Below are 26,137 nucleotides of genomic sequence, written 5' to 3'. Positions count from 1 at the left end.
TATGGTATGCCACATCAGGGCATCCGTGCGTTGGGGTCGGCCTCCTGCAATCAGCGCTGACGGCGAATCACGGCGGCAGCGCTGGCAACGTTGTGCGCCAGATGGACGGGATTGATGGTCCCGACGATGGCACTGGCAACGCCCGGATGCGCAAATAACAGTTCAAAACTGGTGCGCACCGGGTCGACACCGGGTTCCAGACAGATATGACCGCTGGCCAGCGCTTTTTTCACCAAAATTGCTTTGCCGTGCGCCGCAGCGTAGTCCAGAACCGGCTTTTCGGTCTGCTCGTTGAAGTTATAGGTCACCATTGCGCAGTCGCCGTCACGCAACGCCAGCAGGCCGCCCTGGACGGTTTTGCCAGAAAAGCCGAAGTGGCGGATTTTGCCTTCGCGCTTGAGTTCGGCCAGGGTCGGGTAGACCTCGCTGTCGTTGAGAATCGCCAGATCATTGCCGTCGGAATGCACCAGCACCAGGTCGATAAAATCGGTTTCCAGACGTTTCAGGCTGCGCTCGACCGAGAGCCGGGTGTGCGCTGCGCTGAAGTCATGGTGCGACTGGCCGTTGTCGAACTCCTCACCCACCTTGCTGACAATCACCCAGTCGTGACGCTGGCCGCGCAGCAGCGGACCAAGACGCTGCTCACTGGTGCCATAGGCCGGAGCGGTGTCGATCAGGTTGATGCCCAGCTCGCGTGCCTGGCGCAGCAGGCTGGCCGCTGCCTGGTCATCGGGGATGCTGAAACCGTTGGGGTACTTGACCCCTTGGTCGCGGCCCAGTTTTACGGTGCCCAGGCCCAACGGCGAAACGTTCAGGCCAGTGCTGCCCAGCGGGCGGTGCAGTTCATGCAAAGTCGGTAAGGTCATGGCAGCAGTTGATCCCAGACAGGTATGGCCAGTGGCGGCTTGGGCAGGTCATTGGCCGCAGGCTGCGCGGTTGGCTGGATGCCGTCCTTGCTCAGCGCGGCGAGGACCCGGTCGGCGAAGTCTGGCGCCAGGGCCAGCTTGGTCGGCCAGCCGACCAGCAAACGGCCCTGCTCAGCGACGAAGGCGTTGTCGGGGCGGACCAGCCCTGATTGTTCTGGCTCGGCGCGGTCGACCCGCAGCGTGGCCCACTGCACCTGATCCAGATCGATCCACGGCAGTAGCTTGTGCAGCTCTTCCCGGGCTGCAGCGATCTGCGCTGCCGGCTCGCGGGCGACACCGTCGGCTTCGGCAATATCACCGCCCAGATACCAGACATTCTGGCCATCGGCGGCTGGGTGGGTGGTGACGGTGATGCGTGGCTTGGGGCCTCCGCCCAGGCAGTGAGCGAACAGTGGCTTGAGGGCCGCGCCCTTGGCCAGCACCATGTGCAATGGACGACGCTGCATTTTCGGCTGGTTGATGCTCAATGTTTGCAGCAGGTCGGCAGTCCCTGCACCGGCACTGAGCACAATGCGCTGGGCCTGAATGTCGCGGCCATCCACCCGCAGGCCGACCAGTTGCCCATCGGCCAGCAGCGGTTCAATCTGCTGGCCGGCCAGCAGGCTATCGCCGGCCAGTTGCGCCAGGCGTTCGATCAGGCTCGGCACATCCACCACCAGTTCGGCCAGACGGTAAACCTTGCCTTTGAATTTCGGGTGTTGCAGAGCGGGGGGCAATTCATTGCCCTTGACCTGATCGACGCGGCCACGCACCGCCTTGCTGGCAAAAAAGCTGGTGAGGTTGCCGGCCAGGGTGCCCGGCGACCACAGGTAGTGGGCTTCGGACAACAACCTGACACCGGCCAGATCAAGCTCGCCATTACCGGCCAGAGCTTCGCGCCAGCGCCGCGGCATATCGGCGATGGCTTCCGAAGCGCCGGTCAGGGCTCCGTGCAGCGCATATTTGGCACCGCCATGAATGATGCCCTGCGACTTGAGACTCTGCCCGCCGCCGAGGCTGGCGTTTTCCACCAGCACAGTGGCAAAGCCCTGACCGCGCAGGCGGGCGTTGAGCCAGAGACCGGCGACCCCGCCGCCCACAATAAGGACGTCGGTGGAGATAACAGATGGCATGGGCACCTCATGGCGTAAACGATGCCGGCCATTATAGGGGGTTATCAGTGCCCTGCGGTTTTCGAGAACAACTGGATCACTACCACGCCAAGCACGATCAGGCCCATGCCCAGTACCGCTGGCAAGTCGAGCTTCTGGCCGTAGATGAACAGCGCGGCGATGCTCACCAGCACGATGCCCATGCCCGACCATATGGCATAGGTCACCCCCACCGGAATGGTGCGTACCACGATGATCAGCATCCAGAACGCGACGGTATAGCCACAGATGACCAACAGCAGCGGCAGTGGGGCGCTCAGGCCCTTGACGGCTTTCATCGAGGTGGTGGCGACAACTTCGGCGCAAATGGCAATGGCCAGCAGGTAATAGGCATTCATGGGCGGACTCCTGTTCAGTGGCGCGCATTCTAGAATGTCCATGGATGGGGTAAAGTCATTACCTATCTGTTATGGAGATAGGTTGATGGCAGGACAATGGGATCTGGAACAGATGCGCCTGTTCGCCCGCGTCGCCGAGTTACGCTCGTTCTCGGCCGTGGCTCGCGAGCAGCGCAAGGCGCAATCGGCCGTCAGCAGTGCGATTGCTCTGCTTGAGCAAGACCTTGGTGTCAGCCTGTTCGAGCGCAGTAGCGGTCGCCAGCCGAGTTTGACCGAACATGGTCAAGCGCTGCTGGAGGATGTGCGTGAACTGCTGCGCCACTGCGAGCGGCTGGATGGCCACGCGCTTGCATTGATGCGCGGCCAGGAAGCGTTGTTGCGCATCGCCCAGGACGAAGCCATGCCCCATCAACCGGTGATCGACAGCCTCGATGGGCTGGCCACCCGCTTTCCTTTCCTGCAAGTGCAACTGGCCAGCGGTGCCCAAGGCGATGTGGCCCGCAAGCTGGTCGAACGGCGGGCCGATATCGGCCTGTTCTTCAGCCATGACGATGTGCCAGCCTCACTGGAACGCCGTTCGCTGGGCAGCGTGGAAATGGTCACGGTCTGTGCGGTTGATCACCCGCTGGCCAAAGAGCGCTGGGTAACCTGTCAGCAACTGGCCCGTCACCGGCAACTGCTGATCACCGCCCAGCAAAGCGACTACCCCGGCGGCGAGGCGCTCAGTTCTCAGGTCTGGCGGGCTGACAGCTTCTACGCCATGGCCGAACTGCTGATGCGCGGTCTGGGCTGGGCCTGGCTGCCCCGGCACGTGGTGCAATACCCCACCTACCAGAGCCAGATGGTCGAACTGCCCAGCGAATGGCGCCCGCCAGCGCTGGTGGTGGAACTGGCCTGGCGTCGCGATACACCGCTGGGGCCGGCGGCAAAGTGGCTGGCCGAGCGCTTTGCGGTGCATTTGCAGGCGATTGGCTGATCATCGACCCCGGATCCTTGTAAACTTCGCCGCCATGAACAGAACTCTCTATACCCTGCTGTTTCACCTGGGCCTGCCGCTGGTTGCGCTGCGCCTGTTCCTGCGTTCGCGCAAGGCGCCTGCTTATGCCCGGCGTATCAAAGAACGCTTTGCCTTCGGTCTGCCGCCGATGCGCCAGGGCGGGATCTGGGTGCATGCGGTGTCGGTGGGCGAGAGCATTGCTGCTGCGCCGATGGTCCGGGCGCTGCTCAAGGCGTACCCGCAGCAGACCATCACCCTGACCTGCATGACGCCCACCGGTTCCGAGCGGATTCAGGCGCTGTTCGCCAATGAGCCGCGGATTCAGCACTGCTACCTGCCCTATGACCTGCCGTGGGCGGCAGGACGGTTTCTGGACCATGTACGGCCGCGGCTGGGCATCATCATGGAGACGGAGCTGTGGCCCAACCATATTCACCAGTGCGCGCGACGCGGTATCCCGGTGGTGTTGGCCAATGCCCGGCTGTCCGAACGTTCGGCACGGGGTTATGCACGGTTTGCCGGCCTGACCCGGCCGATGCTGGCAGAAATGAACGGCTTTGCCGTACAGACAGAGGCCGAAGCCCAGCGCTTTCGTGACCTAGGCGCGCGGCCCGAATGCGTGACGGTCACCGGTTCGATCAAGTTCGACTTGACCATCGACCCACAGTTGCCGGTACAGGCTGCGCACTTACGCGAGCAATGGCAGGCCACGGCCCGGCCGGTATGGATCGCCGCCAGTACCCACGCGGGCGAAGACGAGAGCATCCTGGCGGCCCATCGCCAATTGCTCGCCAGCCACCCGCAGGCCTTGCTGATCCTGGTCCCGCGCCACCCCGAGCGTTTCGACAGCGTGCACGAGCTGTGCCGCCAGCAAGGTTTCGACACGGTCCGGCGCTCCAGCGGCCAGCCGGTGACCGCCACGACCACCGTGCTGTTGGGCGACACCATGGGCGAGCTGCTGTTTCTCTATGCACTGGCCGACTGCGCCTTTGTCGGCGGCAGCCTGGTGCCCAATGGCGGTCACAACCTGCTGGAACCGGCCGCGCTGGGCAAACCGGTACTCAGCGGCCCGCACCTGTTCAACTTCCTGGAAATCGCCGCCATGCTGCGCACCGCCGGCGCCCTGCAGCAAGCCAGCGACCCCGCCGCACTGGCCAAGGCCGTACAGCACCTGTTCGAGCAGCCCGACCAGGCCCGCCGCATGGCCGAGGCCGGTTTGCAGGTGATGAAAGCCAACCAGGGCGCCTTGCAGCGGCTATTGGCGTTGATTGATCGGTTGGTGGCCTAGGGGACGTGCCGCGCGGTCGTACAGCAAACACGAGATCCTGTAGGAGCGGCTTCAGCCGCGAAGGCTTCCCGGCTAAAGCCGGTCCTACGAGGTCCGTGTTTGCTACGCGACAGCGGGGCGCCGAGGCGGCGGGCGAGCTCCTACGACATATTCAACGCTTGGCCGGCCGCTCAAAGTTCTTGCGCGCCTCGGCCGCCAGGTCCGGTGGCAGAAAATCCCGGTCCGGGTTGTAGTCAGGCTTCAGATAGCGCGCCAAATCCTGCAAGTCACCAGGGTTCAACGTCCCGGCCGCCTGCTTCAAGCGCAAGCTGTCGATGATGTAGTCATAGCGCGTGTTGTTGTAGTCACGCACCGACGCATACAACTGACGCTGGGCATCGAGCACATCGACGATATTACGGGTGCCCACCTGATAACCAATCTCCGTCGCTTCCAGCGCACTCTGGTTGGAGATGATCGACTGCTTGCGCGCCTGCACCTGTTCCACGTCGGTATTCACCGCACGATGCAGATTGCGGGTGTTCTCCACCACCTGGCGGCGCAGGCTTTCGCGGCGCTGTTCACTCTGGCTCAGGCGCGCATAGGCCTCCCGTACCTGGGAGCTGGTCAGACCGCCGCTGTACAGCGGGATATTGACCTGCAGACCCACTGTGCGTTGTTCGACATCGCCGCTGTAGTTGGTGCCCGTGTAATTGGGGTTGGAAAACCCTTGCAGATCGTTATCGCCGCGTTGCCAGGTGGCGACAGCATCCACGGTCGGCGCATGCCCGGCCTTGCGTTGGCGCAGCGTCTGTTGTGCAGCATCGACGGCGTGGTTACTGGCCAGCAGGTCGAGGTTTTGTAAGGCGGCGGTGTCGACCCAGGCCTTGGCGTCGTTGGGTGACGGCGGCAGCACCGGCAGGCTGTGAACAATGCCTTCGATCGCGCTGTATTGGCGATTGGTCAGCGTCACCAAGGCCTGGAAGGCATCGTCCACCTGACGCTGGGCGATCAGGCGGTTGGCCCGTGAGCTGTCGTAGCTGGCCTGGGATTGCAGCACATCGGTCTTGTCCGACAGGCCGACGTCAAAGCGCTCATTGGCCTGATCAAGCTGGCGCCGGAACGCCGACTCCTCGGCTTTGGCAGTCGCCAGATTGTCCTGGGCGCGCAAGACACCGAAATAGCTCTGCGCCGATTGCAGGATCAGGTTCTGTTCATTGGCTGACAGCTCCAGCGCGGCCTGTTCGTTAACCGCCTCGGCCGCCTGTAGCTGGAACCAGCGATCAGCGCGGAACAGCGGCTGGCTCAGGGTTGCCTGGTACAGGGTGCCGCTGCGGGTGGCGGTGGCCTTGGGCTGGTCGATGCTGGTGCGGGTGCTGCTGTTCTGGGCGCTGGCCGAGAGGTTGGGCAGCAGGCCGGCACGGGCCTGGGGTACGCCTTCGATACGCGCCTGGTAATCGGCACGGGCGGCGGCCAGATCGGCGTTGTTGTCCACTGCCTGCTGATAGACATTCACCAGCCCGGTCAACGCCGTCGGTGGTGCATCAGTGGCCCAGCTCGGGGCAATGCAGGCATACGACACGGCGAAGGCCAACGGCAATTTGCGCAGCATGGGCGTTCCTTTTCCAGAAGATGATCGCAGTCGGCGAGTGTAGAGCCAGATGTTCGGCGCAACAATCAGCTATTTCGGCCATTTCAGCCACTTATCGCAGGTGTTGCATTTGGGACTGGCGCTCGCTCCCGAGCCGGCATAGACTGGCGCCGTTCTTGTCGGGGTGCCTTGCTATGAGGCTGAGATCGGTTAAACCGGATCCCGTTGAACCTGATCAGGTTAACGCCTGCGTAGGGAACAAGATTGCTCGCTCCCGGCGAGTCCTCTTGAGTGTCGTCCGGGGTCGTGCGTTCAATATTTATGCACCACTTCGCGCCGCGTCACTCTGCGTCATTGCATGCATGACGCCCTCCGTCCATTCAGGTCACTCCGACAATCAATCCGTGCAGGATGTCAGGAGAGACCGTGATGACGACAAGAAAAACCAATAACGCCCCCCATCTGAGTGAATCGGCCCAGGTCGACTCGGGTTCGGTCCAGCCCTTTACCCGTTCGCAGAAGATCTATGTTCAGGGCTCGCGCCCGGATATCCGCGTGCCGATGCGCGAGATCAGTCTGGACGTGACGCCTACCGATTTCGGCGGCGAGATCAACGCGCCGGTCACCGTCTACGATACCTCCGGGCCTTACACCGACCCCAATGTGATCATCGACGTGCGCAAGGGCCTGGCCGATGTGCGCTCGCCGTGGATCGAGTCGCGTAACGACACCGAGCGGCTGGGCGGTCTGAGCTCCAATTTCGGCCAGCAGCGCCTCAACGATGCCGAACTGACAGCCCTGCGGTTTGCCCATGTGAACAATCCGCGCCGCGCCAAGGCGGGCGCCAACGTCAGCCAGATGCATTATGCGCGCAAGGGCATCATTACCGCCGAGATGGAATACGTCGCCATCCGCGAAAACATGAAACTCCAGGAGGCCCGCGCCACCGGGTTGCTCAAGCAGCAGCACGCCGGGCACAGCTTCGGCGCCAGTATTCCCAAGGAAATCACCGCCGAATTCGTGCGTGAAGAAATCGCCCGCGGCCGGGCGATCATTCCGGCCAACATCAACCACGTCGAGCTGGAACCGATGATCATCGGCCGTAACTTCCTGGTGAAGATCAACGGCAACATTGGCAACAGCGCTTTGGGTTCGTCCATCGAAGAGGAAGTGGCCAAGCTGACCTGGGGCATCCGCTGGGGCTCGGACACGGTCATGGACCTGTCCACCGGCAAGCATATCCATGAAACCCGCGAGTGGATCATCCGCAACTCACCGGTGCCGATCGGCACCGTACCGATCTATCAGGCGCTGGAAAAGGTCGGTGGTATCGCCGAAGACCTGACTTGGGATTTGTTCCGCGACACCCTGATCGAGCAGGCCGAGCAGGGCGTGGACTACTTCACCATCCACGCCGGCGTACTGCTGCGCTACGTGCCGATGACCGCCAAGCGGGTCACCGGTATCGTCAGCCGCGGCGGCTCGATCATGGCCAAGTGGTGCCTGGCGCATCACAAGGAAAACTTCCTCTACACGCACTTCGAAGACATTTGCGAAATCATGAAGGCCTACGACGTCAGCTTCTCGCTGGGCGACGGCCTGCGTCCGGGTTCGATTGCCGACGCCAACGACGCCGCGCAGTTCGGTGAGCTGGAAACCCTCGGCGAGCTGACCAAGGTCGCTTGGAAGCATGATGTGCAAACCATGATCGAAGGCCCTGGCCATGTGCCAATGCAGTTGATCAAGGAAAACATGGACAAGCAGCTGGAATGCTGCGACGAGGCGCCGTTCTATACCCTCGGCCCGCTGACCACTGATATTGCGCCGGGTTACGACCACATCACCTCGGGCATCGGTGCGGCGATGATCGGCTGGTTCGGTTGCGCGATGCTCTGCTACGTCACCCCCAAGGAACACCTGGGCCTGCCGAACAAGGATGACGTGAAAACCGGGATCATCACCTACAAGATCGCCGCACATGCCGCCGACCTCGCCAAGGGCCACCCCGGCGCGCAGATCCGCGACAACGCACTGAGCAAGGCGCGCTTCGAATTCCGCTGGGAAGACCAGTTCAACCTCGGCCTGGACCCGGACACTGCGCGTGCCTATCACGACGAAACCTTGCCCAAGGAGTCGGCCAAGGTCGCGCATTTCTGCTCGATGTGCGGGCCGAAGTTCTGCTCGATGAAAATCACCCAGGAAGTGCGCGAGTACGCCGCCAACCAGCGCATTGATGCGGTGGATGTCGCGGTGGAAGACGGCATGCGCGAACAGGCCGAACGCTTCAAACAGGAAGGCAGCCAGCTGTACCAGAAAGTGTAGGAGCGACCTTGGTCGCGAAGGCGTCTCTGACGGTGGTGATGGTGTATCGCCTGAACCGGCCCCTTCGCGAGCGAGCTCCTACCGTATTCCACTCTATTACCGAGCGTTAATGTGAACACACCTGGCACTTACTCCCCTGACCTGCCGGTCCCCGGCGACAAACGGGTTTTCGGCGGGCGCGATCTGTTTTCCCTGTGGTTTTCATTAGGGATCGGCCTGATGGTCCTGCAAGCGGGTGCCTTGCTGGCTCCGGGGTTGGGCATGGCCATGGCGCTACTGGCGATTGCGCTGGGCACGCTGATCGGCGTGCTGTTACTGGCCAGCGCCGGGGTGATTGGTACTGACACCGGGCTGTCGTCGATGGCGTCGCTCAAGCTCAGCCTGGGGCGGCGTGGGGCGATGCTGCCGGCGGTTCTCAACCTGTTGCAACTGATTGGCTGGGGCTCGTTTGAGATCATCGTCATGCGCGATGCAGCCAGCCTGTTGGCCGGGCGCACCTTCGGTGCTGCGGGTCTTTGGAGCAGCCCACTGCTCTGGGCGCTGTTGTTCGGCGGGCTGGCAACGCTGCTGGCGGTCAGCGGGCCATTGACCTTCGTGCGCAAGATTCTGCGCCAATGGGGGATCTGGCTGCTGTTGGGGGCCTGCCTGTGGTTGACCTGGAACCTGTTGAGCAAGGCCGACCTGAGCGCGTTGTGGGCCAGGGCAGGGGATGGCTCGATGCCATTTGCCACCGGTCTGGACCTGGCGATTGCCATGCCGCTGTCGTGGCTACCGTTGATCGCCGACTATTCACGTTTTGGGCGTCGGGCCAAGCCAGTCTTTGTCGGCACGGTGCTGGGCTACTTCATCGGCAACTGCTGGCTGATGAGCCTGGGCGTGGCCTACACCCTGGCGTTCGCTGCCGACGGTGAAGCCAATGCATTGCTGTTGGCGCTGGCGGGCGCGGGGATGGGCATTCCGCTGCTGTTGGTGTTGCTCGACGAATCAGAGAAAGCCTTTGCCGATATTCATTCGGCGGCGGTGTCCAGTGCGATGTTGTCGGGGTTGAAGGTCGAACACCTGGCACTGGCAATCGGGGTGCTGTGTACCTTGATTGCCTGTTTTGCGCCATTGGCACAGTACGAAGGCTTTCTGTTGCTGATCGGCTCGCTGTTCGCACCGCTGTTCGGCGTGGTGCTGGTCGATCATTTTATCGTCCGTCGCCGCCGTACGCCGGCTGCGCTGCCGGCGTTGTACGGTCTGAGCCTGCTGGCCTGGCTGGGCGGCGTCAGCACCTATCACTTGTTGGCCAATCTGTACCCGCAGGTGGGCGCCACGTTGCCCGCCCTGCTGGTTGCCGGTGCCCTGCAATTTTTGCTGGGGCGTGGTTTCAGCCGCGACCGGGGAACAGTTCGGGCCTGATCACACCATTGAGCTGCGGATAGGGAATCTTCAGCTCGATATGGCCCATGGCATAGGGCGCGATGGTGGTCACCGGATACTTGAGGATCACCGCGCCATAGGTCAATGCCACGTTAGGTGTGCGCTTGAACGGCCAGGTGCTGGCGAACTGCGGGTCTTCGTTGGCTTTGGTCGAAACCATCCAGGCCTGGTGGGCGAGTTGGGCTTTTTGCCAGAACTCGTTTTCCTTGCCGGGCACTACCATGTCGGCCAGGGTCAGGACTTTCTGCTGCTGGCGCGAATAGTTGAACAGCGCCCGGCCCGGATCACCATGGGCACCACCGCTGTCGAGGTAGCTGGACAGTTCAATCACCACGATACCGTCATGCTGCTCGCGTACCTTGGCTTGCAGGTAGCTGCTGTTGCGGCCTTCGGACTGGCTGAGGAACTGCTGCTCATAGGCCTTCAGGGACGTCGCTGGCGCTGCACCCGGGCGGGTCGGGGCCATCTGCAGGAGGTTTTTCTGCACGATGGCATCGAGCCGCGGCTCGTCAGGGAAATGCACGGTATCGATGTTCACCAGCGGGCAGTCGGCGCTGCTGCAGCCCGGCTTGATCTGCTCCCAGGCCTCGCGTTCGACCTGCAGCGGGGCACGCATGTTGGGCTTGAACAGGCTTTGGCAGGCACCCAGAGTGACGGCCAGGCAAGCCAGCGCAGTGATCTTCGTTAACGACATGATGATCCTTGGCAGTATCAAAATAAGCGGCTGCGCGATACGCATCCAGGCCGATTGGACTGCAAAACCGGTGTTCGGTTCGCCATCGCGACGGATTAGAAATGCTTTACGCCCGCGCGTCTACTCTGGCAGGTAAGGAAGGGGCTGCATCAGGCCTGCGATGCGCGTTAGGATGGCCCCAAGCCAAATCTTTCGCAGCGAGACTTTCATGACCCAGAGCACCCGATCGACCCCCACGGCCTACGAGATCACCCGGCGTGAAACCTGTTTCAAGGGGTTCTACAAACTCGACAAGCTGTACTTGCGCCATGAGCTGTTCAATGGCGGTATGGGGCGGGAACTAAGCCGCGAACTGTTTGTCCGTCATGACGCGGTCTGTGTGCTGCCGTACGACGCCAAGCGCGACGAAGTGGTACTGATCGAGCAGTTCCGGGTCGGCGCTGCCGAGAAATCCGGCAACCCGTGGCTGATTGAAATGGTCGCCGGTCTGATCGACAAGGACGAGCAACCGGAAGAAGTTGCTCATCGCGAGGCAGAAGAGGAAGCTGGTCTGCAATTCAGTGCCTTGTGGCCGATTACCCGGTACTTTCCTTCGCCGGGCGGCAGCGATGAGTATGTGCATCTGTTTCTGGGGCAGTGCGACAGCCAGGGCGCCGGCGGCGTGCACGGCCTGGAGTCGGAGGGGGAGGACATCCGCGTCACGGTCTGGTCGTTCGACGACGCTTTGCAGGCTGTGGCTGATGGCCGGATCATGAATGCGGCAACCATCATCGCCATCCAGTGGCTGGCCTTGAACCGCAATGAAATCAGGGGGCTATGGTCGTGAATCTCTTGCGCGAGCGCTACCGTGTCGATCTTGCCGGGCTGCAGGCCGCCTGCGAGGCCAATTACGCCCGCCTGATGCGTTTGTTGCCAGACATGCGGACACAAAAAAGCTCGCGCCGGATTGCGGTGACCCAAGGCGACCAGATGCTGGGGGTGCTGACGCTTGAAGTGGTGCTCGACTGCCCGTACACCACCACCTTGCAGGTGCGCCAGGAGCACAGCCTGCCTTGGCTGCCGGTGCCCAGCCTGGAAGTGCAGGTCTATCACGACGCGCGCATGGCCGAAGTGATCGGCGCCGAACATGCGCGGCGCTTCCAGGGCATTTATCCGTACCCCAATGCACACATGCACCAACCAGACGAAAAATCCCAGCTCAACCTGTTTCTCGGTGAATGGCTGAGCCACTGCCTGGCGTGCGGGCATGAGTATGAGGCAGTGCGTTGAACCCGCCGATTCTCGGGGTGTGCGCCGGATCAATACTGGCATTTCAATGCGCGGTCTTGTGATCCGTCACTCATTCGCAGATTTGCCGCGCTCCGTATCAACTACCATAATCGCAGCGAATCGTCCGGGGGAGACGGCCGTTGCCGAGTTCATCAATCAAGGACTCTTCAGTCCTGCTGGTCCAGATTTCTGACAGTCATTTGTTCGCTGACGCGGACGGCACGCTGCTGGGCATGAAAACCCGCGAGGGGTTGCACAAGGTCATTGAGCAGGTGCAGGCCGAGCAACCGGCTATTGATCTGCTGTTGATGACCGGCGATTTGTCCCAGGACGGCTCACTGCAGTCGTATCAGGCGTTCCGGCAGATGAGCGAGGTGCTCGGGGCACCGGTGCGCTGGCTGCCCGGTAACCATGACCACTGGCCACAGATGAGCGAAGCCGCGCAGGGCTGTGACGCGTTACAGCCGGTGACCGATGTCGGTGGCTGGCGGGTGACCATGCTCAACTCCGAGGTCGAAGGTTCGGTGTTCGGTTATCTGGAGGATGAACAACTCCAGTTACTGGAGCAGTCCTTGCGTGAGGCGCCTGAGCGCCATCATCTGGTTTGTCTGCATCATCATCCGGTCGCCATTGGTTGTGAATGGATGAAGCCGATCGGCCTGCATAACGCTGATGCGTTGTTCGCCGTGCTGGAGCGTTATCCCCAGGTCCGGGCGGTGCTCTGGGGGCATGTGCATCAGGAATTTGATCAAGTGCGTCAAGGCATTCGGCTGCTGGCCACGCCGTCAACCTGTATCCAGTTCGCACCGGGCAGCGTAGATTTTGCCCTTGATACCGCCGCGCCAGGCTATCGCTGGTTACGCCTGCATGACGACGGGCGGCTTGAAACCGGGGTTTCGCGGCTGGTTGGCGTACATTTCGAGGTCGATCTGTCCGGAACCGGCTATTGAAACATTTGCCGGTGCAGCTCCCGGGCCTTAGTCCTGTAAACTGTGCGGCTTTATCATGACGCGCAAACCGGAGCCAAGGCATGACCGGCCATACCCCCGCACTCTTGTATATCCATGGCCTGAACAGCTCGGCCCTGTCGAAAAAGGCCACCTGGCTGGCGGCGCTGATGCATTCGCTGGGGCTGCAAGAGCGCTTGCGCGTGCCTGAACTGCACCATCATCCTCGCCAGGCGCTGGCCCAGCTTGAACAGGCCATTGAGGCGTTGGGCCGGCCATTACTGGTCGGCAGCTCGCTTGGCGGCTACTATGCGACCCATCTTGCGCAGCGTCACGGGCTCAAAGCGGTGCTGATCAACCCGGCGGTCAACCCGCACCAGTTGTTCGATGGCTATCTGGGCACTCAGCAGAACCTTTATACCGGACAGCGCTGGGAACTGACCCTGGATCATATTCAGGCGTTGGCCGAGCTGGAGGTGCCTGCGCCAAATCAGCCGCAGGACATCCAGGTCTGGCTGCAGACCGGTGACCAGACCCTGGATTACCGCCGCGCCGCTGCGTTTTATGCTCAGTGCAAGCTGGATATTCGCGAAGGCGGGGACCACAGCTATCAAGGCTTCGAGGCGCGCATGCCCGAGTTGCTGGCGATAGCCGGTTTTGCTCCGGCGCCGCTGTAATCCGCCCGCCTGTCACCCCAGTGAAAGGCGCGCATGCAAATATGCAACATTTCATGAACCATTGATGACGAGAACCCATGGCCACTCCCAGCGCTAGCTCTTATAACGCCGATGCCATCGAAGTCCTCTCGGGCCTCGACCCGGTTCGCAAACGTCCGGGCATGTACACCGACACCTCGCGGCCCAACCACCTGGCCCAGGAGGTCATCGACAACAGTGTCGACGAAGCTCTGGCCGGTCACGCCCGTTCGGTGCAAGTGATTCTGCACGCTGACAACTCGCTTGAAGTCAGCGACGACGGTCGCGGCATGCCGGTGGATATCCACCCCGAAGAGGGGGTTTCAGGTGTCGAGCTGATCCTCACCAAGCTGCATGCCGGCGGCAAGTTCTCCAACAAGAACTACCAGTTCTCCGGCGGTTTGCACGGGGTGGGCATCTCGGTGGTCAACGCGCTGTCGACCCAGGTGCGGGTCAAGGTCAAGCGTGACGGCAACGAATACCAGATGAGCTTCGCCGACGGCTTCAAAGCCTCGGAGCTGGAAGTGGTCGGCACCGTGGGCAAGCGCAATACCGGCACCAGCGTGTATTTCAGCCCGGACCCGAAGTATTTCGACAGCCCGAAGTTTTCCGTCAGTCGTCTCAAGCATGTGCTCAAGGCCAAGGCTGTATTGTGCCCTGGCCTGTTGGTGAGTTTCGAAGACAAGTCCAACGGCGAGAAGGTCGAGTGGCACTACGAAGATGGCCTGCGCTCCTACCTGCAGTACTCGGTCAACGACTTCCTGCGTCTGCCGGAAGAACCCTTCTGCGGCAGCTTTGCCGGTAACAAGGAGGCGGTGGACTGGGCGCTGTTATGGCTGCCTGAAGGCGGCGACAGCCTCCAGGAAAGTTACGTCAACCTTATTCCGACCGCGCAGGGCGGCACCCATGTCAATGGCTTGCGCCAGGGCTTGCTCGATGCCATGCGCGAGTTCTGTGAATTCCGCAGCCTGCTGCCGCGTGGTGTGAAACTGGCTCCGGAAGACGTCTGGGAGCGGATTGCCTTTGTGCTTTCGACCAAGATGCAGGAGCCGCAATTCTCCGGGCAAACCAAAGAACGTCTTTCGTCCCGTGAGGCCGCAGCCTTTGTTTCCGGGGTGGTCAAGGATGCGTTCAGCCTGTGGCTGAACACCCACTCGGACCTTGGCATGCAACTGGCGGAGCTGGCGATCAGCAATGCCGGTCGGCGCCTGAAAGCCAGCAAGAAGGTCGAGCGCAAGCGCATTACCCAAGGGCCTGCGCTGCCCGGTAAGCTGGCTGATTGCGCAGGCCAGGACCCGGCCCGTTCCGAACTGTTCCTGGTCGAGGGTGATTCGGCCGGTGGTTCGGCCAAGCAGGCGCGAGACAAGGAGTTCCAGGCGATCCTGCCGTTGCGCGGCAAGATCCTCAATACCTGGGAAGTCGATGGTGGTGAAGTCCTGGCCAGCCAGGAAGTGCACAACATTGCCGTGGCGATCGGGGTGGATCCGGGTTCGACGGATATCAGTCAGTTGCGTTATGGCAAGATCTGCATCCTGGCCGACGCCGACTCCGATGGCCTGCACATCGCAACCTTGTTGTGTGCGCTGTTCGTCCAACATTTCCGCCCGCTGGTGGATGCCGGTAACGTCTATGTGGCGATGCCGCCGCTGTACCGCATCGACCTGGGCAAGGAAATCTTCTATGCCCTGGATGAAGCCGAGCGCGACGGGATTCTCGACCGTCTGGTGGCCGAGAAAAAACGCGGCAAGCCACAGGTCACCCGATTCAAGGGCCTGGGTGAGATGAACCCGCCGCAGCTGCGTGAAACCACCATGGACCCGAACACCCGGCGGCTGGTACAGCTGACCCTGGACGACTTCGATACAACCCGGGAAATCATGGACATGTTGCTGGCCAAGAAGCGCGCCGCAGACCGTAAGTCCTGGCTCGAAACCAAGGGCAACCTGGCCGAGGTCATGATTTGAGAGCGGCCTGGTTCGCCCTTCTGGCCTTGCTGGCGGCACCTGCTTTGGCGGTGCCGCTTGAGCAGCTCAAGCTGGTCTCGGAACATCCGATCGACGGCATGACCGGCGGTAACCTGTCGGGTCTGGCGCTGTGTAACGGTGAGTTGTGGACGGTGTCGGACCGCGATGACCGGGTGCTGTATCGCCTGGACCGCTCGCAACCCGTCTGGCAGGCCGAGGCCGAAATCATCGAGGTGCCCGCAGCGCACAGCGACCTGCCGGCCAGCCTGCGCTCAATGGCCAGCCTGTCGTCGGTGGTGCGGGGTGGTGCAATGGATTATGAAGGCATCAGTTGCGACGCGGCAGGCAACCGCTATGTGGTCAGCGAGGCCCATGGCGCAGTGCTCAAAGTCACCGCGCAAGGTGCGGCCAACTGGCTGCCACTGCCAGCAGATGTGATCCGTCAGGCTCGGGAAAAGGGCATGTTGCAGCGCTTCAATGCGCTGTATGAAGGCATTGCCGTGAGCCCCGACGGGCAACAGCTCTGGCTGGCCGCCGAGCGCGAACAGCGCGGGCTGTTGCGAGTGGATCAGCAAGACGGGCAATGGCGATGCACCGGCAGTTGCGTGCTGTATGCCGAAGTGGATCAGGCCGCGTCGAAGGGTAGTGCTTTTCCGGACTTTTCCGACCTGGCGCTGTACAACGGCAAGCTGTTCACCCTTGAGCGCTCGGTGTACCGGGTCTGCCGGCGCAGCCTGCAAGACGGCGAGCTTGAACGTTGCTGGTCATTCGGTGCCGAGGCGAAAAAGCCGCACCGGCGCTATGAGCAACCCTATGGTCTGACCGAAGCACTGGTGGTTGATGAGAGCGGCGCCTGGATCGGCACCGATAACAACTTTGGTGCACGTGCCGATGGCGAAAAGCGGCCGGTGGTATGGCGCTTCGCCGCCCCGACCGGTGGCTGGAGCGCGCCATGAGCCAGTCACCCCCAGGCCGGCGGGCCGGCAAGGTCCTGATGATGCTTGCCTGGATAGCAGGCCTGTTCCTGGCCACCCGTTTTTTTGGTGAGTGGGAAGACCGGCAGCATAATCCCAACAGCGAAATGCTTTCTGAGCAGGGCGATGGCTATGTCGAGGTGCGTCTGGCAGGTAACCGTCAGGGGCATTTTGTCGGGACAGCGCAGCTCAACGGTCGCCCGGTCGCATTCATGATCGACACCGGCGCCACCGATGTGGCGATACCGGCCGAGGTGGCCGACGAACTGGGCCTGGAGCGCGGTGTTCCGGTCACGGTCAATACCGCCAATGGCCGGGTCCAGGGGTTTCGGACCCGCGTCGAGCGTCTGCAACTGGGCCAGATCGTCCTGCACGATGTTCGCGCCCTGGTGACGCCAAGTCTTGAAGGCAGAGAAATCCTGCTCGGCATGAGCGCCATGAAACAACTTGAATTTACCCAGCGCAGCGGCACCTTGCTGCTGCGCCAGACGACCCAATGATGAGGCCCGCATGAGCGACTCCCTTGACCTCAGTCTCGATGGCGTAGAACGCCGGTCCCTGGCTGACTTCACCGAACAGGCCTACCTCAACTATTCCATGTACGTGATCATGGACCGTGCCCTGCCGCATATCGGTGACGGTCTCAAGCCGGTACAGCGGCGCATTGTCTATGCGATGAGCGAACTGGGCCTGGGCGCCGACGCCAAGCACAAGAAGTCGGCGCGTACGGTCGGCGACGTGCTCGGCAAGTTCCATCCGCATGGTGACTCGGCCTGTTACGAGGCCATGGTGTTGATGGCTCAGCCGTTCAGCTACCGCTATACGCTGGTCGATGGCCAGGGTAACTGGGGCGCACCGGACGATCCGAAGTCGTTTGCGGCCATGCGTTATACCGAAGCCCGGCTGTCGCGGTATTCCGAAGTGCTGCTCAGCGAGCTGGGCCAGGGGACCGCTGACTGGGTGCCGAACTTCGATGGCACCCTTGAAGAACCCGCGGTGTTGCCGGCCCGTTTGCCGAATATCCTGCTCAATGGCACCACGGGTATTGCCGTGGGCATGGCGACTGACGTGCCGCCGCACAACCTGCGTGAGGTCGCCAGTGCATGCGTGCATTTGCTCGACGATCCCAAAGCCACGGTCGAGCAGCTTTGCGAACACATTCCGGGCCCGGACTACCCGACCGAGGCTGAAATTGTCACGCCACGGGCTGACCTGCTGAAGATTTACGAAACCGGCAAGGGCTCGGTGCGCATGCGCGCGGTGTACCGCGTCGAGGATGGCGACATTGTGGTCACGGCGCTGCCGCACCAGGTGTCGGGTGCCAAGGTGCTGGAGCAGATCGCTGCACAGATGCAGGCCAAGAAGCTGCCCATGGTGGCCGACCTGCGCGATGAGTCGGACCATGAAAACCCCTGCCGGATCGTGATCATTCCGCGCTCCAACCGGGTCGACGCCGCCGAACTGATGCAGCATCTGTTCGCCACCACCGATCTTGAGTCCAGCTACCGGGTCAACGTCAATATCATTGGCCTGGACGGTAAGCCGCAGCTCAAGAACCTCAAGGTGTTGCTTAATGAGTGGCTGATGTTCCGCATCGCCACCGTGCGCCGCCGCCTGCAGTACCGTCTGGACAAGGTCGAACATCGCCTGCACCTGTTGGACGGTTTGCTGACGGCGTATCTGAACCTCGATGAGGTCATTCACATCATCCGCACCTCGGATCAGCCCAAGGCTGACCTGATTGCCCGTTTCGACCTGTCGGAAATCCAGGCCGACTACATTCTCGACACGCGCTTGCGGCAATTGGCGCGGCTCGAAGAAATGAAGCTGCGCGGCGAGCAGGATGCATTGCTCAAAGAGCAGGCCAAGCTTAAGGCATTGCTGGGCAGCGACACCAAACTGCGCAAACTGGTGCGTGCTGAGCTGATCGCCGATGCTGAAACCTATGGCGACGACCGCCGTTCGCCGATTGTCGAGCGTGCCGAAGCCAAGGCGCTGTCGGAAAACGAGCTGATGCCTACCGAGCCGGTCACTGTGGTGCTGTCGGAAAAGGGCTGGGTACGTTGCGCCAAGGGCCACGACATCGACGCGACCGGGCTCTCTTATAAAGCCGGCGATGGTTTCAAAACCGCAGCGATAGGGCGCTCCAATCAGTTTGCGGTGTTCATTGATTCCACCGGCCGCAGTTATTCGGTGGCCGCGCATACCTTGCCATCGGCCAGGGGCCAGGGCGAACCGTTGACCGGCAAGCTGCAGCCGCCACCCGGTGCGACCTTCGATTGCGTGCTGTTGCCCGATGACGATGCGCTGTATGTGATCGCGTCCGACGCCGGTTACGGATTTGTGGTCAAGGGTGAAGACCTGCAGGCCAAGAACAAGGCCGGCAAGGCGCTGTTGACCCTGCCGGCCGGCTCGAAGGTGATTGCTCCGCGTCCGGTGCTCGACCGCGAAAATCACTGGCTGGCGGCAGTGACTACCGAGGGTCGCCTGCTGGTGTTTCGCATCAACGATCTGCCGCAGTTGGGTAAGGGCAAGGGCAACAAGATCATCGGTGTGCCGGGTGACCGGGTGGCCAGCCGTGAAGAATATGTCACCGATCTGGCCGTCGTGCCGTCAGGCGCAACGCTGGTGCTGCAAGCCGGCAAGCGTACACTGTCGCTCAAGGCCGATGATCTGGAACACTACAAGGGCGAGCGCGGGCGGCGTGGTAATAAATTGCCACGCGGTTTCCAGCGGGTGGACGCCTTATTGGTGGAAAACGGCTGAGAATGATCGTTTGCGGTCAGCGATCTTCGTTCTGCCATGAAGATCGCCGCATAATCGCTGGAGTCACAGCGAATATTCACGGATGATATGGGGTCTTCAGGAGCAGGCGTGGCTCAATGCCTGCATGACCCTGATGCGTATTCAATTTTTGACCTGCCGAACGCAGGTTGGACGGGACGATGAATCTTCTACGCCTTCCCATGATTTTGTTGGTGACGGGTGTGCTCGGCCTTGCCGGGTGCAGCGTGCATCAACCGGCTGCGCTCTACCAGCTCGACAGCGGTGAGCCAGGCCAGCCAAAGCAGGCTGCTGGGCTGGCAGTATTGCTGGGGCCGGTTTCGATTGCCGACTACCTGCAACGCGAAACCCTGCTGCAACGTCAGCCTGATGGCACGCTGACCGCGGCCGCCGATGGACGCTGGGCCGGTAACCTGTCTTCGGATATCGATCAACTGCTGTTGCGCCAGATTTCCTGGAAGCTCGACAGTCAGCGGGTGGTGTTGTCGCCCACGGTTGCCAACTTCACGCCGGACGTACAGGTGCTGTTGTCCATCACCCGGCTGGACTCCGGTAGCAAGCAGCCGGCGATTCTCGATGCGCAGTGGCGCCTGCTCGACCGCAAGGGTAATGTCCGTGACAGCCGCCTGGTGCACCTCGAAGAGGTCCACACTGGGACAACGGCTTCGCAGGTCAAGGCGCAGGGCATTCTGCTGCAGCGTCTGGCCGATCAGGTCAGCACCGCCATCAAGCCAATTTCCTGGGCGCCGGTTGAGGAACCCAAGAAAACTGCGCCGGTGGTGCGTGCCAAGCCGCAGCCGGAAAAGCCCAAGATTCCAATGGCATCGCCCATTCGAACCGATCTTGAAGTGTTCCGTTTCTAAAGACACGCATAAAAAAACCGCGCCTGGCGCGGTTTTTTTATCTCTGCAATCAGACCTTGTGCGCGTCGTGCATGCGCGCCAATTGGCGTTCGAGCATCGACGGGTAGGGCTCCATCAGGCGTTCGACACAGCAGGCGCCTTCGGGGCTGGCGATCGGCCGGATGCGTGCGCGCTGGCGCAGCAGTTCGTCATCGTTTACCGAGCGCTCGACCAGCAGCAGGTTGCGGCTGTGTTGCGACAGGGCCAGAGCGTCTTGCGCCTTGTCGGTCAGCAGCAGATCGATCTGGCTCAGGCCCGCCACCCCGTCACTCAAGGTCAGGCCCAGTTGCAGTTGCAGGGTGATGCCGCTGTCGGCGACTTCGATCTGCAGGGCATGGCTCAGGGCGCGCAGCAGCTCGCCACAGCAGATTGCATTGGTGAGGTAATCCTCGCCGCTGGTCTGGGTGTGGAACAGCATGAGGGTGCTGCCGTCGTTCAAGGTGTGCAGCTCGCCGTCATACAGTGACGTGGCCTGGTCCAGGCAGTCGCGATAGCGCTGCAGCAGGTCGGTCAGCCGTGCTTTGGGCAGGCGGCGAAGTTGGTCCTGGCCGCCCAGTTGCACGGCAAGAATTGCGCTGTACTGCGGCTCGCTGGGCGCTGCGGCAGGTACTGGCAAGGACGCAACCGGGCGGGCGACGGGAGTGGAGTTATCGCGCAGGTCGGCGAACGGGTCTTCTTCGTCTTCGAGGTCTTCCTCGGCCACCACACGTCGCGGCGCGGCAGCGGCTGGCAGGCGCGGTCGGGCCGGTTCGGCAACCTGGCTGCGCGGCTCGGGCTCGTCGTGCTCTTCGAGATCTTCGTCGAACAGTTCGGGCTCAGGGATCGGCTCAGGCTCTGGTATCGGCGGGGCGAACGAGGTGCGTAGCTGGCGGGCCAGATCGCCCACCTCATCCTGGCGCTCGGTGCCTGGGGTGTAGGGGTCGATATCCCTTAGCCACAGGCGCAGTTGCAGCAGCGGGGTCGAGATATGCCGGCCCAGGCGCAGGCTCAGGGCCAGGGCCAACGCAAGCAGGATGCCGGCCAGGATGCCCATGCTCTGCAGGCTGATGGTCATCGGCTGCTGGAACTGCGACATGTCCAGGCTGATCCGCAGATGCCCCGCCATGACGTCCTGGAAGGTGATCTTGATCTCGTACAGCCCCTGGGTTTCACCCAGCAGGCTGTTTTTCGGGCGTTGCCCGGCTTCGGCGAGGATGCGGTTGTCGACGCTGTAGATCGCCGCGTGGGCCACCAGCGGGTTTTTCACCAGATTGCCGAGCAGCACGTTGAGGCTGAGGATGTCGTTGGACACCAGCAGTTCGGTCGCCGAGCTGGCTGTCTGGATGGTCAGGGACTGTCCCAGCGCGTCTGCCTGCTCGTGCATGGCCTGTTTGAACTGCAAGCCCATCACGCCGGCATAGATCACCAATGCCAGAGCCACGAGAATCACGTTGTGGCTGGCAATACGCAGGGCGATCGGTACGCGGCGATGACGCAGGGCACGGAAGATCAACAGGAAGAAGTTATCGGTCTTGATAGGCGTGGGCCGGTTCACTGAGCGCGGCTCTTTCGATAATGAAGTTGCCGCGCAGTATAGCGAGCGGCCCAGACGTGGCAAAGCGCTGGCTGTGCCCGATGGTCACTGAAAGCGGGTAGAATGCGGTTTTTTTCCACCTGCGGGGGTGCGCCTTGCGCGAAATCGTCCTGATCAACATTACTGGTGAAGACCGTCCCGGTCTCACTGCGGCCATTACCGGCGTCCTCGCCCAGGGTGGCGTGAACATTCTCGATATTGGTCAGGCTGTGATCCATGACACCCTGTCGTTTGGCATTCTGGTCGAAATCCCGGGCACCGACGAAGGCTCATCGGTCCTCAAAGACGTGTTGTTCACCGCCTACAAGCTCGACCAGCAGGTGCGCTTCACTGCCGTGTCGGAACAGGACTACCAGCGTTGGGTTGAAGGCCAGGGCAAGGCGCGGCACATCGTGACCCTGCTGACCCGCAAGGTCACGGCCGAGCAGTTACAGTGTGTCAGCTCGATTACCGCCCGTTACGGGCTCAATATTGACCATATCGACCGTTTGTCCGGGCGTATGCCGCTCGACACCCCGGCGGATCAGGGCAAGGGTTGCATCGAGTTTTCGGTGCGCGGCGAACCGGCGGACCTCAAGGCCATGCAGGCCGAGTTTCTCAGTGTTGCTCAGGCGCTGAATGTCGACATCGCGTTCCAGCAAGACTCGCTGTTCCGGCGTAATCGGCGCCTGGCCGTGTTCGACATGGACTCGACCCTGATCGAAGCCGAAGTCATCGACGAACTGGCCAAAGCCGCCGGCGTGGGTGAGCAGGTTTCGGAAATCACCGAGCGGGCCATGCGCGGCGAACTGGATTTTCGCGCCAGTTTCAAAGAGCGTCTGGCGCTGCTCAAAGGCCTGGATGTCAGCGTGCTCGACGAAATCGGCGCTTCGCTGCGTCTGACCGAGGGTGCCGAAACGCTGTTCGCGGAACTCAAACGGCTGGGCTACAAAACCGCGATTCTGTCGGGCGGCTTTACCTACTTTGCCCGTCAATTGCAGGAAAAGCTTGGCATCGACTATGTATTTGCCAACGAACTGCAAATTGAGGATGGCCGGGTCACCGGTGTGGCCGTCGAGCCTGTCGTCGATGCGCAGCGCAAGGCTGACCTGCTGCGCGAGCTGGCGCACAAGGAAGGCTTGAGCCTGGAGCAGACCATCGCCGTGGGCGACGGTGCCAATGACCTGCCGATGTTGGCCATTGCCGGTCTGGGCGTGGCATTTCGTGCCAAACCGTTGGTCAAACAATCGGCCAAACAGGCCATCTCGACCCTGGGGCTGGATGGGGTTCTCTACCTGCTGGGCTTGCGCGACCGCGAAGGGCGTAACTGAGGCGGGCTTGAGGTCAAGGGCTTTGGCGGCGAAGGTGGCTGAGCGATCTTCGCTGCTGAAGCAGCGCCTACAGGCTGCCCCACAACGATTCGAACTCTTCCCCGATCTTTTTCTCGGGCGCCGCTGATTTCGGCGCCTCGAAGACCTGATATTCAAACTGGTTGTAGCTGGCGCTAGCAATATGCCGGGTTTTAAGCGCTGCGCGCTTTTCTTCGCCATTGATGTTGATCAGTACTTTGCTGTCTTCCTTGAATGGCAGACGTGGCGCCAGCATCAAGGGTGGTTTGCTCATGGCGCGCACCTCCGGCAGCATCAGGCTGCGCAGGTACTGGCTGTTCTGCTCTTCACGGATCAATTGCATGCCGCATGGCTGGGCAAATGGAGCGATCAGTTCAATCCCCATCTGGGTACCGCCGCTGCGTACCTGGCGTACCCAGCGCACGATGGCGATACTCCAGTTTTGCGCGCTTTCGTCCTGAATGCCGACCAGCTCACCGGCTTGCAGTTGAGTTGGCACTTCTTTGTGCCAGGCCAGGCAATAACCACCCGGGCTGTGATTGACGATGCTTAGCTCGAACATCGGAAAGTCGTGTTGCGCGTTGCCGGGGTCATGGTCGGCGTCGACCTGCGGGTATTCGATTTCCTCGAACGGCAGCAAAGTCGACGAGGTGCCGCCACGGTGGGCATCAAACGCCTGCGACCATGGGTCGTCACTGTTCTCATTGGCGACCTTGAGGGTGAAGTCGGCGGCCTGGATCACGGCGGGCAACTGCAGCAGTTCGCTGAACGACTTCTTGCCGGCCAGGTAGTAATGCAGGGCGCTCATGCCAATGCAGATCTTCAGCGTGCCGTGCCCGGCCATGCGCTGGAAGGTGCGCTCGGCGACATCACCCCAGGCGGCTGCCAGATGCTGGATCAGGTCTGTGCTGACGCCCGGCGGTACGCTCAGGCCGGATTGCGAGCGTTGTTCGGCGGGCAGCTCCAAATACTGCTCCAGGGCCACGGCCAGGGCCAGCGGGTTGATACCCAGCAGGCGCGGCAGCAGCTGCTCATCGAACAGGGTGCGATACAGCGGCGGCTTGTCGGCGGCTGGATCCAGGGCGAACAACGTGCCTGGTTCGTTGGCTGCCTGCAGTTTGACCATGCTGCTCCAGGCCTCAAGCACTTCGCCCAGCTTGCCAATATTGAGCTGGCGCATCTGGTTGCAGCGTGAGCTGCCCATCATCAGCGAGATGATGTAGGTCTGCTCAATGCTCAACTTGCGAACATGGACGGCCTGTGGCTCGTTGACCGGCACCTGGTGCAACTGATACTGGCGGGCGATCTGATAGATCTGGTGCAGCTCAAGCCACAGCCCGTCCTGCACCGGGCAATACAGCTGGCTGGCGCGAATCAGCGGGCCGTTCAGGCAATGCGCAGCACGTTGCAGCGCAGTGGTCAGCAACGTGCTGTTTTCGCGCGTGTAGCGCGGCGCGATGCTGTTGATAATCAGCTTATAGCCGGTGGCCAGGTGGTTCTGCAGCGCCTGGCACAGGTTGGCGACCTTGCGCGGGCGCTCGTCCAGAACGATGGCCTGGTTGAGGAAGTGGCGCTCCAGGTGCTTGCAGACGAAATAGACCTCCGGACGCAGCTCTTCGAGCAGCAGCAGGCGGTTATCGCTGGAGGTCAGCAACTGGTTGAGTTCGCTCAAGCCCTGATACAGCTGGCGGGCCATTTCGCCCAGGTTTGCCTTGGGCAGGGTCGAGATCCAGCGTTTCAGGTCGCGGGGGTTGGCTTCACAGAATGTCAGGCTCGACTGAGTCGGCGTAGAAACGCGCAACAGCAGCGGAAAGCTCATATTACTCATGTGACAGGCAACTCCCTCGTGTTGATGGCCTGAACGGTGGCGTCAGATTGATAAGGTGCCAATGCGTCGAGGGGGGAGAGCGCTGGGCAATATCAATAGACTGCGAAGTGTCCTACAACACCGATGGGTCGACTTTAACAGCATCGGCCTGCGACCGCAGCTTAATCTGGCACAGGGCCATGACCTTATGATTAATCCCGCCGCAATAGGTTGCATGGACACCGCTGCCGGCCAGGCACGATCCTGGCCGGCAGCCACGATCACGCCTGGTCGGCGCGACCCAGAGCCTGGCCCATGCGTACCGCTGAGCCGGCCGTCAGGGTTTCGGCCCATTTCACCTGCTCAGGGCCGAACAGTACGATGGCTGTGGAGCCCAGCTTGAAACGGCCCATTTCGGCGCCTTTTTCCAGCTGGATTGGCGCCCGTGCCGCTTCGTCGTAGCGCACGCTCTTGAGCTGGCGCTTGGGTGGCGTGACCAGGCCTGCCCAGACAGTTTCTACCGACGCTACGATCATCGCGCCGACCAGCACTACTGCCATCGGGCCGCGTTCGGTGTCGAATACGCAGACTACCCGCTCGTTACGGGCGAACAGCTCAGGTACGTTTTCGGCGGTGGTCTGGTTGACCGAGAAAATGCGCCCTGGCACATAGACCATCTCGCGCAGGGTGCCGGCCAGTGGCATATGAACGCGATGGTAATCCTTGGGCGACAGATAGACGGTGGCGAACTGACCGCCCATGAACGGCGCAGACAGCAGCGGATCGCCGCCAAGCAGCTCCAGCACGCTGAAACTGTGGCCCTTGGCCTGGAAAATCCGGCCTTGTTCGATCGGACCCAACTGGCTGATGGCGCCGTCGGCCGGGCACAGGATTGCCCCGGGGGTGTCGTCCAGAGGGCGAGCATCGGGTTTCAGTGCGCGTGTGAAAAACGCGTTGAAGTTTTCATAGGCCGTCAGGTCTTCGACTTGGGCCTGAGACATGTCTACCTGATAGCGGCGGGCGAACCAGGCGGTGAATGCGTTCTTGAACCAGCTCACCTTGCATTCGGCCACACAGCCAGCCAGGCGTGACAGCAGGTGGTGGGGCAGCAGGTACTGGCTCAGGATAAACAGACGCTCTTTCATTGATATTCCTAACAGCTTGTTGGGGCCTGCGCGGGGCAGGC

22 protein-coding genes and 1 riboswitch are annotated in these 26,137 nt (G+C 61.8%); of the genes, 14 read left to right on the top strand and 8 right to left on the bottom strand.

Features of this window, described 5'->3' with window-relative positions:
* Positions 1 to 50: 50 nt before the first annotated feature.
* The 3 genes from NRB16_RS14695 to NRB16_RS14685 are packed head-to-tail and all read right to left on the bottom strand — an operon-like array spanning position 51 to position 2,415.
* Positions 51 to 866, bottom strand: a complete 816-nt coding sequence (locus NRB16_RS14695; RefSeq protein ID WP_257106398.1) for an aldo/keto reductase — start codon at positions 864 to 866, stop codon at positions 51 to 53.
* Positions 863 to 2,038 carry an FAD-dependent oxidoreductase gene (locus tag NRB16_RS14690; protein ID WP_045486756.1) on the bottom strand — a complete coding sequence of 392 codons (1,176 nt, stop codon included), beginning with the start codon at positions 2,036 to 2,038 and terminating at the stop codon, positions 863 to 865. Before NRB16_RS14690 ends, NRB16_RS14695 begins: the two co-directional genes overlap by 4 nt.
* A 44-nt stretch (positions 2,039 to 2,082) precedes the next feature.
* Positions 2,083 to 2,415 carry a multidrug efflux SMR transporter gene (locus NRB16_RS14685; RefSeq protein WP_045486759.1) on the bottom strand — a complete coding sequence of 111 codons (333 nt, stop codon included), beginning with the start codon at positions 2,413 to 2,415 and terminating at the stop codon, positions 2,083 to 2,085.
* Positions 2,416 to 2,500: 85 nt separating this feature from the next.
* Between NRB16_RS14685 and NRB16_RS14680 the strand changes: the two genes are divergently transcribed.
* Together NRB16_RS14680 and waaA are read left to right on the top strand one after the other, a co-directional pair.
* Positions 2,501 to 3,391 carry a LysR family transcriptional regulator gene (locus tag NRB16_RS14680; protein ID WP_257106397.1) on the top strand — a complete coding sequence of 297 codons (891 nt, stop codon included), beginning with the start codon at positions 2,501 to 2,503 and terminating at the stop codon, positions 3,389 to 3,391.
* 34 nt (positions 3,392 to 3,425) lie between these two features.
* Positions 3,426 to 4,700 (top strand): lipid IV(A) 3-deoxy-D-manno-octulosonic acid transferase, encoded by a 1,275-nt coding sequence (gene waaA, locus NRB16_RS14675; RefSeq protein ID WP_257106396.1) that lies wholly within the window; start codon positions 3,426 to 3,428, stop codon positions 4,698 to 4,700.
* Between the two features lie 151 nt (positions 4,701 to 4,851).
* Here waaA and NRB16_RS14670 read toward each other — a convergent pair whose 3' ends face one another.
* Positions 4,852 to 6,291, bottom strand: coding sequence for a TolC family outer membrane protein (locus NRB16_RS14670; RefSeq protein WP_045486768.1), 1,440 nt, complete (start codon positions 6,289 to 6,291; stop codon positions 4,852 to 4,854).
* Positions 6,292 to 6,440: 149 nt separating this feature from the next.
* A riboswitch (TPP riboswitch) is annotated at positions 6,441 to 6,545 on the top strand.
* A gap of 154 nt (positions 6,546 to 6,699) precedes the next feature.
* Between NRB16_RS14670 and thiC the strand changes: the two genes are divergently transcribed.
* Both thiC and cytX read left to right on the top strand, forming a co-directional pair.
* A complete protein-coding gene (gene thiC, locus NRB16_RS14665; protein ID WP_144403237.1) occupies positions 6,700 to 8,592 on the top strand; it encodes a phosphomethylpyrimidine synthase ThiC in 1,893 nt (630 codons plus the stop codon).
* A 111-nt stretch (positions 8,593 to 8,703) separates the two neighbouring features.
* Positions 8,704 to 9,993: a putative hydroxymethylpyrimidine transporter CytX gene (cytX, locus tag NRB16_RS14660; protein WP_257106395.1), complete on the top strand. Its 1,290-nt coding sequence runs from the start codon at positions 8,704 to 8,706 to the stop codon at positions 9,991 to 9,993.
* On the opposite strand, the gene NRB16_RS14655 is transcribed toward cytX, so the two are convergent.
* A complete protein-coding gene (locus NRB16_RS14655; protein ID WP_257106394.1) occupies positions 9,962 to 10,708 on the bottom strand; it encodes an RsiV family protein in 747 nt (248 codons plus the stop codon). The two genes, cytX and NRB16_RS14655, sit on opposite strands and share 32 nt — an antisense overlap.
* Before the next feature lie 208 nt (positions 10,709 to 10,916).
* Here NRB16_RS14655 and NRB16_RS14650 point away from each other — a divergent pair, with 208 nt between their 5' ends.
* From NRB16_RS14650 to NRB16_RS14610, 9 genes are all read left to right on the top strand, one after another.
* Positions 10,917 to 11,534: an NUDIX domain-containing protein gene (locus NRB16_RS14650; protein ID WP_253140318.1), complete on the top strand. Its 618-nt coding sequence runs from the start codon at positions 10,917 to 10,919 to the stop codon at positions 11,532 to 11,534.
* Positions 11,525 to 11,977: a DUF1249 domain-containing protein gene (locus NRB16_RS14645; RefSeq protein ID WP_045486777.1), complete on the top strand. Its 453-nt coding sequence runs from the start codon at positions 11,525 to 11,527 to the stop codon at positions 11,975 to 11,977. The genes NRB16_RS14650 and NRB16_RS14645 overlap by 10 nt, the downstream gene beginning before the upstream one ends.
* 140 nt (positions 11,978 to 12,117) lie before the next feature.
* On the top strand, positions 12,118 to 12,927 hold the full coding sequence (gene cpdA / locus NRB16_RS14640) for a 3',5'-cyclic-AMP phosphodiesterase (protein WP_257106393.1): 810 nt from the start codon (positions 12,118 to 12,120) through the stop codon (positions 12,925 to 12,927).
* An 80-nt stretch (positions 12,928 to 13,007) separates the two neighbouring features.
* Entirely contained in the window at positions 13,008 to 13,601 is a 594-nt protein-coding gene (locus tag NRB16_RS14635; protein ID WP_253140320.1) for a YqiA/YcfP family alpha/beta fold hydrolase, read from the top strand.
* A gap of 77 nt (positions 13,602 to 13,678) precedes the next feature.
* Complete coding sequence (gene parE, locus NRB16_RS14630; RefSeq protein WP_257106392.1) at positions 13,679 to 15,583, top strand: DNA topoisomerase IV subunit B; 1,905 nt, start codon at positions 13,679 to 13,681, stop codon at positions 15,581 to 15,583.
* Positions 15,580 to 16,539, top strand: a complete 960-nt coding sequence (locus NRB16_RS14625) for an esterase-like activity of phytase family protein (RefSeq protein WP_257106391.1) — start codon at positions 15,580 to 15,582, stop codon at positions 16,537 to 16,539. Before parE ends, NRB16_RS14625 begins: the two co-directional genes overlap by 4 nt.
* On the top strand, positions 16,536 to 17,057 hold the full coding sequence (locus NRB16_RS14620; RefSeq protein WP_373568467.1) for a TIGR02281 family clan AA aspartic protease: 522 nt from the start codon (positions 16,536 to 16,538) through the stop codon (positions 17,055 to 17,057). The genes NRB16_RS14625 and NRB16_RS14620 overlap by 4 nt, the downstream gene beginning before the upstream one ends.
* A 10-nt stretch (positions 17,058 to 17,067) precedes the next feature.
* Entirely contained in the window at positions 17,068 to 19,323 is a 2,256-nt protein-coding gene (parC, locus tag NRB16_RS14615) for a DNA topoisomerase IV subunit A (RefSeq protein WP_045486792.1), read from the top strand.
* A 179-nt stretch (positions 19,324 to 19,502) separates the two neighbouring features.
* Positions 19,503 to 20,204 (top strand): membrane integrity-associated transporter subunit PqiC, encoded by a 702-nt coding sequence (locus NRB16_RS14610; protein WP_045486795.1) that lies wholly within the window; start codon positions 19,503 to 19,505, stop codon positions 20,202 to 20,204.
* Between the two features lie 49 nt (positions 20,205 to 20,253).
* Here NRB16_RS14610 and NRB16_RS14605 read toward each other — a convergent pair whose 3' ends face one another.
* Entirely contained in the window at positions 20,254 to 21,777 is a 1,524-nt protein-coding gene (locus NRB16_RS14605) for a HAMP domain-containing protein (protein WP_045486798.1), read from the bottom strand.
* 134 nt (positions 21,778 to 21,911) lie between these two features.
* Between NRB16_RS14605 and serB the strand changes: the two genes are divergently transcribed.
* On the top strand, positions 21,912 to 23,126 hold the full coding sequence (serB, locus tag NRB16_RS14600; protein ID WP_257106390.1) for a phosphoserine phosphatase SerB: 1,215 nt from the start codon (positions 21,912 to 21,914) through the stop codon (positions 23,124 to 23,126).
* 67 nt (positions 23,127 to 23,193) lie between these two features.
* Here serB and NRB16_RS14595 read toward each other — a convergent pair whose 3' ends face one another.
* Positions 23,194 to 24,972, bottom strand: coding sequence for a hypothetical protein (locus NRB16_RS14595; RefSeq protein WP_045486802.1), 1,779 nt, complete (start codon positions 24,970 to 24,972; stop codon positions 23,194 to 23,196).
* A gap of 260 nt (positions 24,973 to 25,232) precedes the next feature.
* Positions 25,233 to 26,102: an archaetidylserine decarboxylase gene (gene asd / locus NRB16_RS14590; RefSeq protein ID WP_231906582.1), complete on the bottom strand. Its 870-nt coding sequence runs from the start codon at positions 26,100 to 26,102 to the stop codon at positions 25,233 to 25,235.
* Positions 26,103 to 26,137 lie beyond the last annotated feature (35 nt).

It is taken from the genome of Pseudomonas sp. LJDD11 (genome assembly GCF_024584215.1).
GTDB lineage: Bacteria > Pseudomonadota > Gammaproteobacteria > Pseudomonadales > Pseudomonadaceae > Aquipseudomonas.
This window is presented reverse-complemented; position numbering and strand designations above follow the sequence as displayed.

What these genes read in the sequence shown, in the direction of transcription:
- NRB16_RS14695 (WP_257106398.1), bottom strand. Translation starts at nt 866, where the DNA reads ATGACCTTACCGACTTTGCATGAACTGCACCGCCCGCTGGGCAGCACT.
- NRB16_RS14690 (WP_045486756.1), bottom strand. Translation starts at nt 2,038, where the DNA reads ATGCCATCTGTTATCTCCACCGACGTCCTTATTGTGGGCGGCGGGGTC.
- NRB16_RS14685 (WP_045486759.1), bottom strand. Translation starts at nt 2,415, where the DNA reads ATGAATGCCTATTACCTGCTGGCCATTGCCATTTGCGCCGAAGTTGTC.
- NRB16_RS14680 (WP_257106397.1), top strand. Translation starts at nt 2,501, where the DNA reads ATGGCAGGACAATGGGATCTGGAACAGATGCGCCTGTTCGCCCGCGTC.
- waaA (WP_257106396.1), top strand. Translation starts at nt 3,426, where the DNA reads ATGAACAGAACTCTCTATACCCTGCTGTTTCACCTGGGCCTGCCGCTG.
- NRB16_RS14670 (WP_045486768.1), bottom strand. Translation starts at nt 6,291, where the DNA reads ATGCTGCGCAAATTGCCGTTGGCCTTCGCCGTGTCGTATGCCTGCATT.
- thiC (WP_144403237.1), top strand. Translation starts at nt 6,700, where the DNA reads ATGACGACAAGAAAAACCAATAACGCCCCCCATCTGAGTGAATCGGCC.
- NRB16_RS14655 (WP_257106394.1), bottom strand. Translation starts at nt 10,708, where the DNA reads ATGTCGTTAACGAAGATCACTGCGCTGGCTTGCCTGGCCGTCACTCTG.
- NRB16_RS14650 (WP_253140318.1), top strand. Translation starts at nt 10,917, where the DNA reads ATGACCCAGAGCACCCGATCGACCCCCACGGCCTACGAGATCACCCGG.
- NRB16_RS14645 (WP_045486777.1), top strand. Translation starts at nt 11,525, where the DNA reads ATGGTCGTGAATCTCTTGCGCGAGCGCTACCGTGTCGATCTTGCCGGG.
- NRB16_RS14635 (WP_253140320.1), top strand. Translation starts at nt 13,008, where the DNA reads ATGACCGGCCATACCCCCGCACTCTTGTATATCCATGGCCTGAACAGC.
- parE (WP_257106392.1), top strand. Translation starts at nt 13,679, where the DNA reads ATGGCCACTCCCAGCGCTAGCTCTTATAACGCCGATGCCATCGAAGTC.
- NRB16_RS14620 (WP_373568467.1), top strand. Translation starts at nt 16,536, where the DNA reads ATGAGCCAGTCACCCCCAGGCCGGCGGGCCGGCAAGGTCCTGATGATG.
- parC (WP_045486792.1), top strand. Translation starts at nt 17,068, where the DNA reads ATGAGCGACTCCCTTGACCTCAGTCTCGATGGCGTAGAACGCCGGTCC.
- NRB16_RS14610 (WP_045486795.1), top strand. Translation starts at nt 19,503, where the DNA reads ATGAATCTTCTACGCCTTCCCATGATTTTGTTGGTGACGGGTGTGCTC.
- NRB16_RS14595 (WP_045486802.1), bottom strand. Translation starts at nt 24,972, where the DNA reads ATGAGTAATATGAGCTTTCCGCTGCTGTTGCGCGTTTCTACGCCGACT.